The organism is Pseudomonas edaphica (assembly GCF_965277385.1).
GTDB classification, from domain to species: Bacteria; Pseudomonadota; Gammaproteobacteria; order Pseudomonadales; family Pseudomonadaceae; genus Aquipseudomonas; species Aquipseudomonas edaphica.
This window is the reverse complement of record NZ_OZ255725.1, coordinates 1,102,006-1,119,203: the sequence shown is the minus strand read 5'-3', so window position 1 is coordinate 1,119,203 and position 17,198 is coordinate 1,102,006. Positions and strand designations below refer to the sequence as shown.

Here is a 17,198-nt window from a genome sequence, read left to right as displayed (position 1 = left end):
ACAGCTCTCCATACCCGGGGCTACCACACCAGTATCTGCAAACTCGGCTTCACCACTGGGCGAATACCGTTGTCGTCGCTCAGGGTTTGCCGGGCTCCGGTCAGCGGGTCCAGCAGTTCTGCGCGTTTAATATCCGGCAGGCTGATGCTGCTGCCTTCGGCACTCCAGTACATCAACAGGTGTTTTCCGTCAGGCCGTGTCCAGGCCACGCTGTAGAAACTGTCCGGCACGTCCTTGAGTTGTGGCGTGGTGCCGGGTTTAAGAGAGGGACCGGTGATCTCAAGGAAGCGGGCGAGGGCGGTGTACACCGGCTTGGGTTCGCCGTCCAGGTTCAGCAGGCCGTAATGCTGGTCGCGTGGCGAGGCGCGTTGGTCGAGGTCGGACAGCGCGAACAGGAAAATCTTCTGATAGTCCTGGGACGCCATCAACGCCAGACGGCGCAAGGTGTAGTCGGCCTGCCCGTCGATACCGATCAGGTCCTGCATCTCTTTGGGGCCGGCATAGCTGGACCAGCCCCACTCGGTAGCCCATACGTTCTTGATCCCGGCACCGTGCAGCATGGTATTGAGTTGATCACCGCGCAGCAGCACTTCGTTCTTGCCCGGTTCATCGGTTTCCGGGGTCATCGAATAAGGGTGATAGGCCGCGACCATGCCCAGGTTTTGCACGCCCAGCGCGCCGAGCGCTTCGAACATCAGGGTTTTGCCACGCGGCGGCATTTGGCTGTAGTACGCCATGCCGCCCATGACCTGCAGTTTGCCAGGCGCGGCAATATTCAACGCCTGGTGACTGGCCAATAACAATTGCCCGTACTCCTTGGCGTTGACTTCGGGGCGCCAGTTGTTCGGCAGGTTCTGCTCGTTCCATACCTGCCAGGCATCAATATTGGGGTAGCGCTTGGCCAGGAGTGCCAGGCGCAGCGCATAGATTTCGGGGTCCCGCGGGCGATACTGGTCCTGGAACTTCGCGCCCTTGGGGGCGGTGGTGATAAAGGGCGCCGAGCCCACCAGGTAAAACACCGAGCGGATTTTTTCAGCGCTCAGGGTGCGGTCCAGTTCATCGAAGGTGCTGAGTTGATAACCGTCTTCTGTGGGCTCCAGGCGATCCCAGTGCAGGTCGACCCGCACCCATTGCAATCCAAGTTTCTTGTATTGCGTGATCTGCTGGCGGTACTGCTCGGGCGTGAACCACAGAAAGTGCGCGTTCACGCCGAGGAAGTCCTTCCATACCACACTGCGCTCCGGGGCCAGGTTCACCGGCTGCGCATCGACTTTTTCACTCGACAGCAGGGCGCCACCCACGGCGATTGCCAGCACCAGCGGCAGATAGCGCCACATCGGGCGAACAGATGAAATATTCATCGCAACGGCTCCTCACAAGCATCTCGAAATAGTTCGGCAAAACGTCGGGCCGTGGTGGCCCACTGGCGTTGGTGGCCGATTTCCGCTGCCCGGGTAGCCCATTGCCGGGCCTGCTGCGGGTCGAGGATCAAGCGGTTCAAGGCGTTGCTCAAGGAATCGATATCGCCCTGCTGATAGGTGATGCCATTGCCGCCGGCCACCTCTTCAGCAAAGGCACGCGCATTGGAGGTGATCACCCCGCGCCCGCAGGCATTGGCCCATGACAGCGCGCCACTGGTGCCACGCATCTGTCCCAGGAAACCGAGTTTTTTCGATTCGCGGTAGGGCAGCACCATCACATGGTGCGCCTGGATCGTAGCGGCGATCTGCGCTGATGGCAGGTCCAACTGCCAGTCCACCACATCCTCCAGGTGCAGCGCGATGATCTGTTGGCGCAGGCCGTCGAGGTAGTTGCCGGCCGGGTCGAAGGTCATTTCCGGGGCGGTGCCGCCGGCCAGGGTCAGGCGCACCTGGCCTCGGCATTGCGGGTGGGTGGCCAGTGACTGGGCCAGGGCCTGGAGCAGGTCCTCAATGCCCTTGCCGCGATAGATAAAGCCGAAATACAACAGACGCAACGGCGCAAGTGGCGGCAAGTCCTGGGCCGCGATGGGTAGGTTGCCGTGAGCAATCACCGCCACTTGCTGCGGACGCAGGCCCATGCGTTGGCGCAGGCAGTCGCCTCCCAGGTGGGTGAGGGTGATCAGCCGGCGCATACCTTTGGCCAGGCGTCGTTCTTCGTGCAAGGTCAGCGGGTCGGCCAGCAGTGCCGCCGCCTGGGGCAACGGGTGGGGCAGGCGTTCAAGCAGGGTCAAGGGGAAAAACAGCTTGGCCCGGCGCCAGATCAAGCGCTCCGGGTCATGCACCGTAGCGGTCAACGGCAGTTGTGGTTGTGCCCGACGCAGGTAGTCAAGCGCCTGGAACTCACCGAAGCGCCCACCTCCCAGTTCGGCATGGACCAGATCCACACCGTGCCAGTCAAAGGCTTGCAAGCGCCGCAACTGTTCAGCCAGGTCCTGGCAACCCGCGAGGGGGGTCACCACTTCAAGGCCCAGTTCGATCAACGCGTTGCGCAAATGCGCGGCGTAATCGGCGATCCCGGTCTGCTCCGGCGGCAGAGGTGCCAGCAATGCAATACGCATCAGGCCGCACCGCGCCAGCTGTTGATCCGCGCCAGGACCTTGGCCGGTACCTCGAAGCGGCGGCGGTTGAGGATCATGCCGTCGACTTTGCCGAACGCGGTGGTCAGCAGCGACACCGCGTTTTCGATGGTCGGTACGGTACTGGTGCGGGCTTCGATCACCAGCACGATCTGGTCGGCACGGCGCAGCGTCAGGAAGGCCTGCGGGTTGGATGACAAGGCCGAGGCATCCAGCAACAGCACTTCACCCGCCGTGGGCGCGTTCGCCCCGTCGACCGAGACGCGATGGCCACGTTCTTCCAGCAGGCGCTTGAGCTGCTCGATGATAAACGTTACACCCTCGCCATGCCGCGCCGAGGTCAGGCCCAGGGCAAAGCCTTCACTGGCGATGCGCTCCAGGGGCAGCAGGCTGTACAGGCGATAGAGGCTGGCGGTGACGGCGGCCGGCGTGGCGTCTTGCACGTCGGGGATGCTGCTCCACAACGGCACCTGGAACATCTCCTGCAAGCGTGTGCCATCGTGGATGCGTTGGTCCAGCAGGTACAGCACATAGATGGTTAAAAAGCCCACGGCCACGCCGGCGGGAATGGCGAACAACAGAATCAGCAGGCTTTTGGGAAACACACGTGACGGGTTCAGGGTGGCGTGTTCGATCAGGGCGATGTTGCTGATCTGGCTGTTGTCCAGTTCATGATCGATTCGCGCCTGTTCAAGGTTGTCCGAGTACAACGCGTAGCTTTTTTCGGCGGCGCGCAGTTGTTGGCTCAGCTTGTTGAGTTCCGGCTCATCGGTCATCGCCTTGTCACGCTGGTCGCGCAGCTCGGCGAGGGTTTTGTCGTAGTTCTCGATTTCGCCGGCCAGTTTGCGCTCTTGTAATTGGGCGTCGATCACTTGCTGCTTGATGTTGATCACCAGGCTGTTGGGCGCGGTGTTTTGCGAGCGTTCCAGGCGCGTGGCTTCCTGAGCGCTGAGGGCCTCGATGTCGCGGATATTCTGCTCGATCTGATTGACCTGCGGCGTGCCCGGCAGGTAGGTGCGCAACAGGCGTGCGCGTTCCACTTGCAGCGCATTGAGCTGGCGCTTGAGGTCCAGCTGGGTGGGGTTGAGGCTGGTTTCGCGCATCGTCACCACGTCTGCCGGCTGGCTCTTGATCTGCTGGCTGGCGTTGGCCAGGAGGCTGCGAATGCCCGAGATCTGGTTTTGTGCGCTGACCTTGGCGTCGGTGACACGGTCGATCTGGCTGGTGAGGTTCTTCAGGCGCGCATCGACACTGATCGAATCGATCTGCTTCAAACGGACTTGCAGTTGGTCCTTCAGGCTCTGGATATTTTCCGCCACCTTGGCGCGTTCGGTTTCATAGAAGGTATGCAGGCTCTTGCGCCCGAGAATCCGCGCACGTTCCTCAAGGTAGGCGTTGACCCATTCTTCGACGACTTTTTGCGCCACCGCCGGGTCGTCCCAGGTGAAGGAAATCTCGATCACCGAAGAGCCTGGCTCGTGAGCGGCTTTGAAGTTCTTCTCCAGCGAGGTCGCCAGGCGCTCCAGCGGGCTTTGTTTCTCGGCAAGGCCTACGAACTGCAGCACGCTGCGCACGCCGTTGACGACTTCGCCAACGCCCTTCTTGACGTAGAACTTGGTGACCTTCCAGAAGCCCTGCGGCGGCTCGGAGGTCATCGCCATATAGCGCTCGGCAACGATATGCACGATGGGCCGGCCCGTGAGCATTTTTTCTTCGTCGACAATCGGGTCGTGCTGGGTGCTCGGGGCAATCAGCGTCTGGCGGTTGGCGGCTTCGATCGGCAAGGTGGTGTTGTCCCGCCCCGGCTTGACCAGCAAGCGCGCGTCGGACTCGTAGCGAGCCGGCAGCAGGAAGGCACCCAGCACCGCGACGACGATCGTGGTGATCACTGCCAGTTTGAATTCGCGGCGGTAGATGAAAAACAGCCGCAGCAGGTCGCGAAGAGAGCGGATTTCGATCACAGGATCACTCCATTGCATATGGGGTTTACGAAAAACGGGAACGCTTGGTTCGAGTGATACGACGCCCGCTTCATAATCCTTGGCCTGTGTTGATGGTTGGGTTGTTGTAGATGGTGTTGCCGCTGTTTTTCACGTCGCTCTTGTTCAGGTCGTAATTCAAGCCAATGCCAATCCCCTTGTTGATCGGAAACAGCTTGGTGAAGTACATATCCACGGCCTCCACCGTCGCGCCGATGCCCGACTGCGGCACAAAGATCAAGTCGCCGCGCTGCAACGCCACCCGCGGGTGATTGGGGTTGGTCAACATGCTCTCCAGGCTGATGAAGTATGTCCTGTACTTGCCATCTGGCCCGGTGCGCAACAAGGCCACGTTGGAGGCATCCGCCGAGGGCAAAACACCACCGGAACTGAGCAGCGCCTGCTCGACGCTGACGTTGCCGGCCAAGTCGAAAAACGCCGGGTTGGACACCGCACCGCCGATAAACACCTTGTTGCTCGGTGCGCTGGCGATGTTCACCGTCACCGCCGGTTCGCGGTAGATGCGCTTATACTTCTCGGTGATTTCCTTGCCCAGGTCTTCGGGCGTGCGCAAGGCGGCCTTGACCCGGCCAATATTGGGCACCGAGATCACGCCGTCGGGGCGCACGACGAATACGGTCATGTCATCGGCCGCCGCCGGCTCCTGGGCATCGCGCACGATCCGCAGCGAGTCGCCGGTCTGGATCAGCACCTGCGGCGGTGGCAGGTCGGCCAGGGTCAGCGCCGCTTGATGGCCGGCCTTGAGCGTATTGTTGTCAGGAAGCGGCACCCGCGCGGGGGTCGAACAGCCCGCCAGCCAGATTGAGGCACTCAAGAGGCTGAGCAGGGTAAGACGGGAACGTCGGTTGGTAGTCTTCATGACGGCTCAAGTCCAGTAGGTGGAAAACATGCCCAGGCGCCGTTTAAGCGCGTTGGGCAAGTGGCGTTCAAGGTGGCCGAGGCGATAACCCAGCAATTTAAAGGCGCTGCGCACCACCACTTCCGGCGCGCGGTGCAGCGCGTTGGCCTCGCGCAATGCGCGCAGTTCGGCCAGCACATAACGTTTACCTTCGCCGCCGGCGTCGCCGAACGCCTGGCGAATCCACGCCTCGCGGCCGTAGAACACACCGATATCGAAGTAGCGCTTGAACTCGTCCAGCAAGCGGTAATCATGGGAGTGATACACCTGCGCGCTGGCGGCGTAGCGCACCTGGTAGCCGGCCAGCAACATGCGTGCGGCGACGTAGGCGTCTTCGCTGCCAATCACATCCTGGGGAAAACCACCCACCGCCTGCAGGGCGCTGCGCCGGTACACCGAAAACGAGTCGGAGCTGAAGCAGGTCTTGATCCCTAGCTGCGGTGCATCGGCCAGGCTTTTGCTGCGGCTGGCCGCCGGGTAATTGAAGTGCCGCGACTGTGCCCCCAGCACCCCTGCACCGGGGTGCGGCAGTTGCCGGCCGTAGGCCACGCCATTGAGCGGCTCCCGTTGCAATTCGGCGATCAGGTTGGCGAAGGTCTCGGCCGTGGCGGGGATCGCGTCCTGGGTCATGACGATCAAAGCGTCGCCGCCCACCTGTTCACTGGCCCAGCGCCGGGTGCCGCCGTGGTTGAAGTCGCGGGCATCAATCACCTCCACACGCGCGCCAAACTCGCGAAAGCGCGCCACGGTGTCATCGCTCGATGCGCTGTCGACCACCAGCATCTCGTCCGGTTGCAAGGTCTGCATGCGCAGCGCTGGCAGCAGGCGGTCCAGATGGCTGGCCGCGTTGCGGGTGGGGATGATCAGGGACGTGCGCATCAGGGTTTCACTTCCACCGGAGCGCGGCCGTAGATGTCGTCATAACGCACGATGTCGTCTTCGCCCAGGTACTCACCGCTCTGTACCTCGATCATCACCAGGTCGATGATGCCGGGGTTGGTCAGGCGGTGTTTGTGGCCGGCGGGAATGTAGGTGGACTCGTTCATGTTGAGCAGGATCTCGCGCTCGCCATTGGTGATCATCGCTGCGCCGCTGACCACTACCCAATGCTCGCTGCGGTGATGGTGCATTTGCAGGGACAGCGAGCCTTTGGGCTTGACCACAATGCGCTTGATTTTGAAGCGCGTGCTTTCTTCCAGCACCGTGTAGGTGCCCCACGGGCGGGTGACCGTGCGATGCAGGCTGAACGCCGGGTGATTCTGGCGCTTGAGTTCGGCGACGATATAGCGCACGTCCTGGCTGCGGTGGGCGTCGGCGATCAACAGTGCGTCCGGGGTGTCGACGATGATCAGGTCGCGCACGCCCACTGCACCGAGTACCCGCTTGGGCGAGTCGATGTAGCAGTTATGCACGTCGTGCAGGATCGCCTCGCCATTGATCTGGTTGCCATTGTCATCACTGGGGGTGAGTTGGCGCAGCGCTTCCCAGGAGCCGATATCGCTCCAGCCAATGTTGCAGGGCACGACCGCGACCTTTGCGGATTTTTCCATCAGGGCCACGTCGATGGAGATGTCCGGCGCGGTACTGAAACCTTCCGGGCTCAGTTCACGCTGGCGACTGCTGCTGTTCTGCAGGCTCTGGCTGTGCTCGAGTGCGGCCTTGGCAGCGTCCAGGACTGCCGGGGCGTGGCTGGCCAATTCTTCCAACAGGCTGGCAGCCTTGAAGCAGAACATGCCGGCATTCCACAGGTGCTTGCCGCCGTCCAAATAGCCTTGGGCGGTGGCCAGGTCGGGCTTCTCGACAAAGCGCCGGACCTGAAACCCGGCCCCTAACGCTGCGCCTTGTTCGATATAGCCAAAGCCGGTTTCGGCACGGTCAGGCTGAATGCCGAAGGTCACCAGGTAACCGGCCTCGGCCAGTGCGCGGGCTTTTTCTACCGCTTGGGCGAAGGCCGCTTCATCAAGGATCAGGTGGTCGGCGGGCATCACCAGCAACTGCGCTTCAGCGCCGAAATGCTCCTGCACATGCAAGGCGGCCACGGCGATGGCGGCGGCGGTGTTACGTCCAAACGGCTCCAGCAGCAGCTCGAGGGCCAATCGCTGGGTGTTCACCGCGCGGTAGTCGTCGAGGGTGCGAAACAGCAGGTCGCGGTTGGTTACCGTCAGGATGCTCTCCACCCCTGGCAAGTGGCTGGCGCGCAGGAAGGTCTTTTGCAGCAGGCTCTGGTCGTCGCGCATGCGCATGAAGGGTTTGGGCATGTTCTGCCGCGAAACCGGCCACAGCCGCGTGCCCGAACCACCGGAGATGATGCACGGGATCAATCCGTTAAGAGGGTTCATCAATAGACTTCCTTGGTGGAAAGGACGGCCGGAACCGTCATGAAAACGATGTACAGATCCAGCCACACCGACCATTTGGCGATGTATTCCAGGTCGTATTCGACTCGCTTCTGGATTTTGAACAGGGTGTCGGTCTCGCCACGGTAGCCATTGATCTGTGCCCAGCCGGTGATGCCTGGCTTGACCCGGTGGCGTGAGCTGTATTCGCTGACCGCTTGCTCGAACGGAACCCCGGCGGCCTTGGTGGCCGTGGCGTGAGGGCGCGGGCCGACCATCGACATATTGCCCAGCAGCACGTTGAACAGTTGTGGCAGCTCATCGATGCTGGTCTTGCGAATGATCCTGCCTACCCGGGTGATGCGCGGGTCCTGGCGTGTGGTCTGGTTCTCGGCGTTCAGGTCGGTCTGTTCGACGTACATCGAGCGGAACTTGAACACCCGGATCAGGTTGTCGTTGTAGCCAAAGCGCTTCTGGCGAAACAGCACCGGGCCCTTGGAATCGAGCTTGATCGCGATGGCCGTCGCCAGCATCACCGGTGACAGCAACAACAGGCCGATGCTGGCCAGCAGCAGGTCTTCGCAACGCTTGATAAAGGGCGACCAGCCGCGCAGCGGCAACTGCGAGGTATTGAACATCAGGATGCCGCCCACATCGGTGATGCGGTTATGCCCATAACGCAAGGCAGCCATGTCGGGCACCAGCATGACGTTCACCGACATCTGCCGCAGGCGCTTGACCAGCCCGTTGATACGCTGCTCTGCGGCCCAGGGCAGGGTGATCATGACCTGGCTGACCTGTTCGGAGCGGATCAGCTTTTCCAGGTCGCGGGTATTGCCCAGCAAGGGCAGGCGGCTCAATTCCTTGGGAATGCGCTCGGTACGGTCGTCGATAAAGCCGATCAGGCCGGAACGGATATCGCTGTTGCGCGACAGGTGTTCAGCCACATGCACCGCCGTCTCGGTAAAGCCCAGGATCACCGTACGTTGCAAGAACTTGCCGTTCTTCATCAAATGGCGATACAGGCGCAGCATCAATATCCGCTCCACGCCAAACAGCACCAGGCTCATGGAGAACCAGGCCGTCAGGTTGCGTGGGCTCAACTGTGGGAACAGCAGCAGGATCTGGTACATGAACAGCAAGATGCAAAACGCCGAGACCCAGGCCACCAGCATCACGCGAAAACGCAGGCGATTGCTGAACAGATCCTCGGAGTACACCCCCAGGGCCTGGAACAGAATGATGGTCAAGAGCGCAAAGAATACCAGGAGGCCCAGGTAGTGGTTGCGCATGTGCTCGGCGACAGGTTCCGGGTAGAACAGCAGGATAATTGCCGGCACCACAGCAGTGAGGCCGTGGATCAGTTTGACGAAGACGACAAAAAACTCAACGAAACCGGGACGAGTCAAAAACAGGCTATCGACCGACGATTTACCGCGCATAGATCAGATCCTCAATACACCACCAGAACGTTCCTGTTCGTTTTGCTCATCCATAAGGCAGGTTTGCTTTACAAGTGGTGCAAATCGAACAACTGCAGTTGCTGGGTAATACGTAATGCCTGTTCAGACGCAGGAATTTACGGAATGATGGCTAAATAGTGGCTTCCTTGAGGTTTCGTGTCAATGTTTTGGCTTTTTTCGCCGTCGCCCTCAATGGCTCTCATGAGACCCATGGTATGACGATTTATTGACATTAGAGGCCGTGTTTTCAGAAAAATCGAGAATCGATGATGGCTTTTTGGAGTGTAGGAACAAACGTGGGGATTTGCCTGCCAGCGAAAAAAGCTTTTTTTGACAGAAGCAGGGCGGGGGAAGGGGGGTTGTCGAACCAGAGCCGGCTTGCCGGCTCTGGTGCAAGGACTGGTGATGTTTAGAAGTTGCCTTTGAGGCTCAGCGTGAGGTTGCGCGGCTCTCCATAAAGATTACCCCAGCCTGAGGTACCCACGGTCTGGTAGTAGTTTTTATCGAACAGGTTGTTGCCGTTGAGCGCCACCGTCCAGGTGTCGTCCACCTGATACGCAATGCGCGCATTCCACAACGCATACCCGGCCTGCTCCAGTTTGATGGTTTGCAGGCGGTAGTTACTGCTCTGGGCGTTGACCCCTGCGCCAACTGTCCATTTTGACAGTGCACCGTCCAACTGGTAGTCGCCCCATAAACGCAGCATATGCCGGGGTACGTAGGTGTTGGACACCGCGCCTTCGGCTGCGCTGTCGATGTTCTTCAGGTTTTTGGTTTGCGTGTAGGTGTAGCCGCCAAACACTTGCAGACGTTCAAGCAATTCGCCGCTCAGCTCGGCCTCGACCCCTTGGGCGCGAACTTTGCCAGTGTCGGTGTAGCAGTAGCCGTCGGAGGAACTGCCGCAGCGGGTGATGAAATCGGTTTGGGCGGCGTTTTTTTCGATGGCGCGAAACAGCGCCAGGGAACTGTTAAGGCGCCCGTCAAACCATTCGCCCTTGATACCCAGCTCATAATTCTCACCCATTTTCGGCTTGAGGGCCGAACCGCTGACCGTGGCGTAGGAGCTTTGTGGCTGGAAGATATCGGCGTAGCTGGCGTACACCGAAAGGTTGTCATTGAGGTCGTAGATCAGCGCGGCAAACGGCGTGACCACCCCGGTTTCCTTGGTGCGCGCATCCTGGTCGGCCCACTCGCCCCAGGCCAGGTTCAAGGACTCACGGCGGTTTTCATACCAACTGACGCGACTGCCGAGAACCAGCATCAACGGTTCGGCCAGGCGCAGGCGCAAGGTGGCGTAGGCGCCGTATTGGGTGGCGGTTTCCTTGACCGTACCGCCCCGGTACATATTCGGCCAGAAGGTGTCGTTGGCCGGCTCCGGGAAGTGGTGGTCGGGTTGATAGATGCTCTGGCGAGTCGGCAGATTCCGGATCGCGTAGACGTCGTCCTGGGTGCCACGGCTGCCGTTGGCGCCGATGATCAGTTCATGCGCCAGGCCGAAGGCTTCGAACTTGCCGTCCAGGTAGGCGTCGAGGCCGAAGTCCTTGTGATCGTAGTCCATCAGCGCGGCGTAGGAATTGGCAGTGGGCGCGGGATCACCATAGGCGATAGTGCCTTCGCTGGCGGCGTACTTGGTGTCTTGCAGGTTGCGGCTATGCACGGCGGCGACCTTGAGTTGCCAGTCGTCGTTGAAGTGGTGGGTGAGGTCGGCGAAGAAGGTGGCGCGCTGGCTTTGCCAGTCGTTCCAGGATTGGCCAAGGCAGGTGGAGCGGCTCAATTTGGCGCTCTTGCCATCCTTGTAACGCGGTAGACCGCCCCAGCACGGGCTGGCGTCGATGTCTTCGTAGCTGGCGCCCAGCCCCAGGGTGGTGTCGAGGTTGAGGTCGACATCCAGCGCGGCGTAGAAGGCCTGGTCCTTGCGTTTGGAAATATCCATGTAGGAACCGCGATCCTGCTGGCTGAATGCCGCGCGGCCGCGCACGGTGCCGTTGTCATTCAAGGGGCCGCCGGTGTCGACGTCGGCCCGGTAGTTGTCCCAGGTGCCAGCGGCCAGCGACAGGCTGGAGGTCGGCTTGGCCTGGGGGCGTTTACGCACAAAATTGACGGCACCACTGGCGGTACCGGCACCCTTGAGCATGCCGGCTGCGCCCTTGAGCACTTCCACGCGGTCGTAGATCGCCATGTTGGCGCTGAAACTGTCGGCCTGTACGTAGTCTTTGCCCATGTCCAGCGGTACGCCGTCGTACTGGTATTGGCCGAGCATCTTGAAGCCACGGGAATAGAAATATTTACCGCCCATGGGGGATGCGTAGGCGGTGATTCCCGGGGTGTGTTCCATCACGTCTTCGATGGTGGTGAGGTTCTGGTCGTCCATCAGTTGGCGGGTCATCACACTGACCGATTGCGGGGTTTCCCGCAGGCTATGTTGACCTTTACCGATGGTGACCGCGCCCGTGGTGTAGGAACCGCTGCCATCGGTGGTGGCACCCAGACGCTCGCCGGTGACGGTGGTGGCGCCCAGGTTCAGCGCGCCGGTCTCGGCGATGTGTGGCAATAGCAGCCAAGTGCTTGCGCCTTGACGTTGTGCCTGCAAGCCGTGGCCACGCAAGAGTTCGCCCAAGGCTTGCTCGCGCTCATAGCGCCCGTTCAAGCCTGGGCTCGACTTGTTGGCGACGCTGGTAGCGTCGTAGGACAGGCTGATGCCGGCCTGGCGGGCGAACTGGTCCAGCACGTTGGCCAGCGCACCTGGGGCAATCTGCCAATCGCGTGCCTGGGTGTCGTTGGCGAGTGTTTCGGCCATCACGGCCAGCGGCAGGGCGCCGCCGCTCAGGCAGGCGCCCAGCAGGGCGGCCTGCACCGCGCGCTTGAGGGGGGAACGTTGGGAAGGGAACGCTTGCATGACCGCGGGATGCTCCTTTAAGGAAGTGAACAGAACCGGCCTGTTGATCGGCCTTTCCTTACAGGTCGAGCGGCAATGAGAAATAACCTCATTTATTTTTTATGCACTAAGCGCGGGACGTAACCGTCACCCAATAACGGCTGCGATAGGTGACGTTGACCGCCAGCGACTGCGCCACCAGGTTGAGCACCTGGTCGGTGTCATCCAACTGGTAAGTGCCCGATACGCGCAACCCGGCCACGGCCTCGCTGCAGCGCACCAAACCGTTGCGGTAGCGGCTCAGCTCGGCGAGGAAATCATCCAGGCGCATGTTGTGGGCGCTGATCACGCCGTCGCTCCAGGCCCAGGGATCCAGGCCGTTGGCGATCGGTGGGCGCAGGTGGGTGCGGTCGAATAGCACCTGTTCGCCGGGGTTGATCAGTTGGCGCGCGCTGCTGTCGTGCAGGTCGGCATACACCGCCACGCTGCCTTGTTGCACGGCGAGCAACGTGCCTTGGCCTTCTTCGCGCACCAGAAAGCGCGTGCCGAGGGCACGCAGGTAGCCGTCACGGGTTTGTACCCAGAACGGTCGACTGTCGGCGCCGGTGTTGATCAGCATTTCACCCTGGCGCAGGTGGACCCGGCGCCGTTCGGTACTGAGCGCAACGTCGATCGCACTGGCGCTGTTGAGCTGGATCTGGCTGCCATCGTTGAGCGTCACCCAACGACGCTCACCGGTGGCGGTGCGGTAGTCGGCCATCAGCACGGGCAGGGGCGTGTAGTCGCGCCCGAGCCAGGCGAGGCCAGCGGCGCCGGCAAACAGGCCCAGCACCTTCAAGGTGTCACGGCGGCTGATGCGTTGGCGTGCGCCTTTGAGGGCATGGCGCCCGGCACCGGCGGGCACGTGGCTGAACTCATCGCTCATGGTGGCCACCCGTTGCCACACCCGTTGGTGCTCGGGGCTGCTCTGCAGCCACTGTTCGAACGCAGCAGTGCTGACGTCATCGGCGATGTTGAAACGCAGCCGGATCATCCACTGGATGGCCTGGTCGACCAGGCGCGGGTCAAAGTTCGGCATAACGTAACCGGTAGCAGGCATGCAGGGCTTTGGCCAGATCGCGCTCAACCGTGGCCTTGGACACGCCCAAACGCAGGGCAATTTGTGCGCAGGTCAGGCCGTCCAGTTGCGCCAGCAAAAACGCTTCGCGCACCCGTGGCTTGAGCTGGTCGAGCAAGCGGTCGATGCGCTCCAGGCTGTCAAGGATCAACAGGCGGGTTTCTTCCGACGGCACATCCACTTGCGGGAAGTGCGCCAGGCTTTCAAGGTAGGCGCGCTCCAGCTCGCGGCGCCGGTACTGGTCGATCATCAGGCTGCGCGCAATGCTGCTCAGGTAGGCGCGCGGTTGTTGCAAGGTCTGTTGTTTGCGCGCGTTGAGCAGCCGCACAAAGGTTTCCTGCGCCAGGTCAGCGGCATGTTCACGACAGCCCGTACGCCGGCTCAACCAGCCGCGCAACCAGGAAGAATGGGCATGGTAGAGCTGGCCGATAGCGGCAGAGTCCAGAGGATGGTCGCTCAACAGGGGCATCCTGACGCAGGGTCTTATTGATAATGTTTCGCATTCTAATCGTTGGTTGTGGCAATGAGCAATCACCCGACATGACCGTTGGCGAAGAATGTATCCAGCACAATTTTTTGTTGCCGCACGGCGCGCCGTTTAATCTGCAGGCTTTCTCTGGTGGAGGGCTTGAGCATGATCGACCTTGCAACCCTTGCGGTGTTTTCCGGCGCTGTTTTGCTGTTGCTGCTGTCGCCGGGGCCGAACATGGCGTTTGTGATCAGCCATGGCGTGAGTTATGGCTGGCGCGGTGGCGTGGCTTCAAGCCTGGGAATCTGCGTGGCGGATTTGCTGTTGACCGCCTTGACGGCCAGTGGGGTCACCGCCTTGGTCGCCAGTTGGCCGCCGGCGTTTGATTTGATTCGTTACGCCGGGGTGATCTACCTGCTGTGGCTGGTGTTCAAGACCTTGCAAAAAAACACCGGCCTGGACATGAGCCAGGTCCGGCGCGTGCGTTTACGGCATGTGTTTGTGCAGGCCATGCTCAACAGTTTGCTCAACCCTAAGGCGTTGCTGTTTTTCATGGTGTTTCTGCCCCAATTCGTCAGGCCCGAGGCCGGCTCCATTGCGGTGCAGCTGTGGGTGCTGGGCGGCGTTTTGACCCTGATCGCCGGGGTTTTCCACGCCTTGCTGGGCATTTTTGGCGGGGCGATCAGCCGAGTGTTTGCGGGCAGCAGCCACAGCGCCAGGCTGCAGAAATGGGGCCTGGCGACCGTGCTGACGCTATTGGCGGCGCGGTTGGCGTTTATGTCCCGGCCTGCCTGACCCACCGCCATTACAGCACTACCGCCACAGAATTTGCTGCGCAGGTGCCATCAGCCCAGCCGCGCCGCCGCCCGCGCCACAATTTCACCGCGCACCCGACGCGATTCCGCCGTGCGCTTGTGGGCTTCTTCCAGCACATGTTCAGGCGCGGTGCTCGGGCTGCCCGCGTCAAACGGCGGTGCCGGCGCGTATTCGATCTGCAGTTGCACAAGCTGTGCGGCGGCTTCACTGTACAGCTCGGCGGCCAGGGTCAGTGCGAAATCGATCCCCGCAGTAATCCCGCCACCGGTGAACAGGTTGCCGTCACGCACCACGCGCGCTTGCACCGGGATGGCGCCCAGCGGGGCGAGCAGGTCGTGGTAAGCCCAATGGGTGGTGGCTTTACGGCCGCGCAGCAAACCGGCCGCGCCGAGCACCAGTGAGCCGGTGCATACCGAGGTCACGTAGCGGGCGGTCTGCGCCTGGGCTTTGAGGAAGTCGAGTGTTTGCGGGTCTTCCATCAAGGCCCCGACGCCGGAGCCGCCGGGCACGCACAGCACATCCAGGCGCGGGCAGTCGGCATACGTCGTGGTCGGAGTGAACACCAGTCCGGTGCTGGAGGTGATCGGTGCCAGGTCTTTCCACACCAGGTGCAGCTTCACATCCGGCAGCGACCCCAGCACGTCATAGGGGCCGGTAAGGTCAAGCTGCTGGATACCGGGGAACAACAGAAAACCGATCTGCAAGGTCATGAATCAAGCTCCGATAAAGGGGTGGACGGCTTCACTGTAGAGGCCTAGGCTTTGGCGAATACGCCATTGAGCCCACAAATCACGCCAATCATGACCCGGATCATCCACGTTCTCGCTTTTGAAAATGCCCAAGTGCTCGACGTGACCGGGCCGTTGCAGGTGTTCGCCTCAACCAATGACCTGGCGCGCCAGCGCGGCCTGCCGTTGCCTTACGCGGTTTCGGTGGTCGCCGCGCAGGATGCGCCGGTGATGACCTCCGCCGGCCTGGCGTTGGTGGCCGAGCCGCTGCCCGCGCTGGATACACCCTGCGACACACTGGTGATCGCAGGCGGCTGGGGCGTGTATGGCGCTGCCGAAGACCCCGCGTTGGTGCAGTGGGTGCGCGAAAAGGCCAGGCACACACGGCGCATGACGTCGGTGTGCACCGGGGCTTTTTTGCTCGCCGCCAGCGGCTTGCTCGACGGCTGCCGCGTGGCCACCCACTGGACGCGCTGTGAAGAGCTGGCGCGCAAGTTTCCCGCGCTGACGGTGGAGTCCAACCCGATCTTTATCCAGCAAGGTGCGGTGTGGACCTCCGCCGGTGTCACCGCCGGCATCGACCTGTGCCTGGCCCTGGTGGAAGAAGACCTGGGCCGCGCCGTCGCCCTGGAAGTGGCGCGGCATTTGGTGGTGTTCCTCAAGCGTCCGGGCGGGCAATCGCAATTCAGCGCGACGTTATCGCTGCAAAAGGGCGACAGCCGTTTTGCCGACTTGCACGCCTGGATGGCCGAAAACCTTACCCTGGATTTGAACATCGCCACGTTGGCCGCCCAGGCTGGCATGAGCGAGCGCAGTTTTGTGCGCCACTACCGCACCGAAACCGGCCAAACCCCGGCACGTGCCGTCGAACTGATCCGCGTGGAAACGGCGCGGCGGCAGTTGGCCGACAGCACGGCGTCGATCAAACGCATTGCCGTGCAGTGCGGGTTCGGCTGCGAAGAAACCTTGCGCCGCAGCTTTCTGCGCGCGTTATCGGTGACGCCCCAGGCTTACCGCGAACGCTTTTCGCCGGTGTCGTGAGCGAGCAGTTCAAACAGCGCCTCAAGGGTCACCTGCGGCGCTTCCTGGAACACATTGTGGCCAACGCCCGGCAACACCTGGCGCCGATACTCGCCGCTGAAGCACGCCACATCGTCGTCCTCGACCGGGGCCGGGCCGACGCCATCATCGGCACCGCACAGCGAAATGCTCGGCACCGAGATCGGCGGTTGCAGCGCCAGTGCCTGTTCGATCGCTTCCAACGCCGGGTCGCCGGGGGCGTACATGAAGCGATGGCGATAGGAGTGAATGACCACCTCGACAAAATCCGGGTTATCAAATGACGGCGCGGTCTTGGCGTAGAGGCTCGGCCCTTCGGCCCAGGTCGGCGACCACAGCTTCCACAGCAGCTCGCACAGCTCGCGGCGATTGGCGGTCAAACCGTCCACACCGCGCTGGGTGTGAAAGTAAAACTGATACCACAAGCGATGCTCTGTCTCGGGCGCACCCGGCTTGAGTGAGTTGGCGATGTCCTGAATGTTATAGCCATCTCCCGTCACCAACCCACGTACGCGCTCGGGCCACAGCGCGGCGACGATACACGCGGCGCGGCCACCCCAGTCATATCCCGCCAAAGTGGCTTGCGGGATGTGAAGGGCATCCATGAAGTCCAGCAAATCCTTGGCCAACGCCGCCTGTTGGCCGGAGCGCATGACCTGCTCATTGATAAACCGCGTCGGGCCATAGCCGCGCAGGTAAGGCACCAGCACGCGGTAGCCACGCTCGGCCAGCACCGGCGCGATGTCATCGTAGCCACGCGGGTCGTAGGGGAAACCGTGCAGCAGGATAATCGGCGCGCCGCCTTCGGGGCCGTGGGCTTCATAGGCCACGTCGAGCATGGAGGTGCGCACGTAGAGCAACTGGGCGAGTGGGTTCATGG

14 protein-coding genes are annotated in these 17,198 nt (G+C 61.8%); 2 read left to right on the top strand and 12 right to left on the bottom strand.

Features of this window, described 5'->3' with window-relative positions; all coding sequences use genetic code 11:
- Window positions 1-20 precede the first annotated feature (20 nt).
- From ACQY47_RS04785 to ACQY47_RS04740, 10 genes are all read right to left on the bottom strand, one after another.
- Complete coding sequence (locus tag ACQY47_RS04785; RefSeq protein WP_032865434.1) at window positions 21-1,361, bottom strand: beta-xylosidase; 1,341 nt, start codon at window positions 1,359-1,361, stop codon at window positions 21-23.
- Complete coding sequence (locus tag ACQY47_RS04780) at window positions 1,358-2,539, bottom strand: glycosyltransferase (RefSeq protein WP_017135336.1); 1,182 nt, start codon at window positions 2,537-2,539, stop codon at window positions 1,358-1,360. Before ACQY47_RS04780 ends, ACQY47_RS04785 begins: the two co-directional genes overlap by 4 nt.
- Window positions 2,539-4,518, bottom strand: a complete 1,980-nt coding sequence (locus ACQY47_RS04775; protein WP_169987008.1) for a GumC family protein — start codon at window positions 4,516-4,518, stop codon at window positions 2,539-2,541. Before ACQY47_RS04775 ends, ACQY47_RS04780 begins: the two co-directional genes overlap by 1 nt.
- A 70-nt stretch (window positions 4,519-4,588) precedes the next feature.
- Window positions 4,589-5,416, bottom strand: a complete 828-nt coding sequence (locus tag ACQY47_RS04770; RefSeq protein ID WP_017135334.1) for a polysaccharide biosynthesis/export family protein — start codon at window positions 5,414-5,416, stop codon at window positions 4,589-4,591.
- A 6-nt stretch (window positions 5,417-5,422) separates the two neighbouring features.
- Window positions 5,423-6,334 (bottom strand): glycosyltransferase family 2 protein, encoded by a 912-nt coding sequence (locus ACQY47_RS04765; protein WP_099550091.1) that lies wholly within the window; start codon window positions 6,332-6,334, stop codon window positions 5,423-5,425.
- Complete coding sequence (locus ACQY47_RS04760) at window positions 6,334-7,794, bottom strand: mannose-1-phosphate guanylyltransferase/mannose-6-phosphate isomerase (protein WP_099550090.1); 1,461 nt, start codon at window positions 7,792-7,794, stop codon at window positions 6,334-6,336. The genes ACQY47_RS04765 and ACQY47_RS04760 overlap by 1 nt, the downstream gene beginning before the upstream one ends.
- A complete protein-coding gene (locus tag ACQY47_RS04755) occupies window positions 7,794-9,233 on the bottom strand; it encodes an undecaprenyl-phosphate glucose phosphotransferase (protein WP_017135331.1) in 1,440 nt (479 codons plus the stop codon). Before ACQY47_RS04755 ends, ACQY47_RS04760 begins: the two co-directional genes overlap by 1 nt.
- Before the next feature lie 430 nt (window positions 9,234-9,663).
- Window positions 9,664-12,150, bottom strand: a complete 2,487-nt coding sequence (locus ACQY47_RS04750; RefSeq protein WP_176992332.1) for a TonB-dependent siderophore receptor — start codon at window positions 12,148-12,150, stop codon at window positions 9,664-9,666.
- A gap of 106 nt (window positions 12,151-12,256) precedes the next feature.
- Window positions 12,257-13,207: a FecR domain-containing protein gene (locus ACQY47_RS04745; protein ID WP_428556153.1), complete on the bottom strand. Its 951-nt coding sequence runs from the start codon at window positions 13,205-13,207 to the stop codon at window positions 12,257-12,259.
- Entirely contained in the window at window positions 13,194-13,715 is a 522-nt protein-coding gene (locus ACQY47_RS04740) for a sigma-70 family RNA polymerase sigma factor (protein ID WP_419789521.1), read from the bottom strand. Before ACQY47_RS04740 ends, ACQY47_RS04745 begins: the two co-directional genes overlap by 14 nt.
- A gap of 165 nt (window positions 13,716-13,880) precedes the next feature.
- Between ACQY47_RS04740 and ACQY47_RS04735 the strand changes: the two genes are divergently transcribed.
- Window positions 13,881-14,510, top strand: coding sequence for a LysE family translocator (locus ACQY47_RS04735; RefSeq protein WP_017135327.1), 630 nt, complete (start codon window positions 13,881-13,883; stop codon window positions 14,508-14,510).
- A 50-nt stretch (window positions 14,511-14,560) separates the two neighbouring features.
- Here ACQY47_RS04735 and inhA read toward each other — a convergent pair whose 3' ends face one another.
- Window positions 14,561-15,241, bottom strand: a complete 681-nt coding sequence (gene inhA, locus ACQY47_RS04730) for an isonitrile hydratase (protein ID WP_017135326.1) — start codon at window positions 15,239-15,241, stop codon at window positions 14,561-14,563.
- A 90-nt stretch (window positions 15,242-15,331) separates the two neighbouring features.
- On the opposite strand from inhA, the gene ACQY47_RS04725 reads away from it, so the two are divergent.
- Complete coding sequence (locus tag ACQY47_RS04725) at window positions 15,332-16,300, top strand: GlxA family transcriptional regulator (RefSeq protein WP_017135325.1); 969 nt, start codon at window positions 15,332-15,334, stop codon at window positions 16,298-16,300.
- On the opposite strand, the gene ACQY47_RS04720 is transcribed toward ACQY47_RS04725, so the two are convergent.
- Complete coding sequence (locus tag ACQY47_RS04720) at window positions 16,270-17,196, bottom strand: alpha/beta fold hydrolase (protein WP_099550087.1); 927 nt, start codon at window positions 17,194-17,196, stop codon at window positions 16,270-16,272. The genes ACQY47_RS04725 and ACQY47_RS04720 overlap by 31 nt on opposite strands.
- Between the last annotated feature and the right edge of the window lie 2 nt (window positions 17,197-17,198).

Bases quoted from the DNA above. Each gene is read 5' to 3' on its own strand.
- ACQY47_RS04785 (WP_032865434.1), bottom strand. From the start codon at position 1,361: ATGAATATTTCATCTGTTCGCCCGATGTGGCGCTATCTGCCGCTGGTG.
- ACQY47_RS04780 (WP_017135336.1), bottom strand. From the start codon at position 2,539: ATGCGTATTGCATTGCTGGCACCTCTGCCGCCGGAGCAGACCGGGATC.
- ACQY47_RS04770 (WP_017135334.1), bottom strand. From the start codon at position 5,416: ATGAAGACTACCAACCGACGTTCCCGTCTTACCCTGCTCAGCCTCTTG.
- ACQY47_RS04765 (WP_099550091.1), bottom strand. From the start codon at position 6,334: ATGCGCACGTCCCTGATCATCCCCACCCGCAACGCGGCCAGCCATCTG.
- ACQY47_RS04760 (WP_099550090.1), bottom strand. From the start codon at position 7,794: ATGAACCCTCTTAACGGATTGATCCCGTGCATCATCTCCGGTGGTTCG.
- ACQY47_RS04755 (WP_017135331.1), bottom strand. From the start codon at position 9,233: ATGCGCGGTAAATCGTCGGTCGATAGCCTGTTTTTGACTCGTCCCGGT.
- ACQY47_RS04750 (WP_176992332.1), bottom strand. From the start codon at position 12,150: ATGCAAGCGTTCCCTTCCCAACGTTCCCCCCTCAAGCGCGCGGTGCAG.
- ACQY47_RS04745 (WP_428556153.1), bottom strand. From the start codon at position 13,207: ATGCCGAACTTTGACCCGCGCCTGGTCGACCAGGCCATCCAGTGGATG.
- ACQY47_RS04740 (WP_419789521.1), bottom strand. From the start codon at position 13,715: ATGCCCCTGTTGAGCGACCATCCTCTGGACTCTGCCGCTATCGGCCAG.
- ACQY47_RS04735 (WP_017135327.1), top strand. From the start codon at position 13,881: ATGATCGACCTTGCAACCCTTGCGGTGTTTTCCGGCGCTGTTTTGCTG.
- inhA (WP_017135326.1), bottom strand. From the start codon at position 15,241: ATGACCTTGCAGATCGGTTTTCTGTTGTTCCCCGGTATCCAGCAGCTT.
- ACQY47_RS04725 (WP_017135325.1), top strand. From the start codon at position 15,332: ATGACCCGGATCATCCACGTTCTCGCTTTTGAAAATGCCCAAGTGCTC.
- ACQY47_RS04720 (WP_099550087.1), bottom strand. From the start codon at position 17,196: ATGAACCCACTCGCCCAGTTGCTCTACGTGCGCACCTCCATGCTCGAC.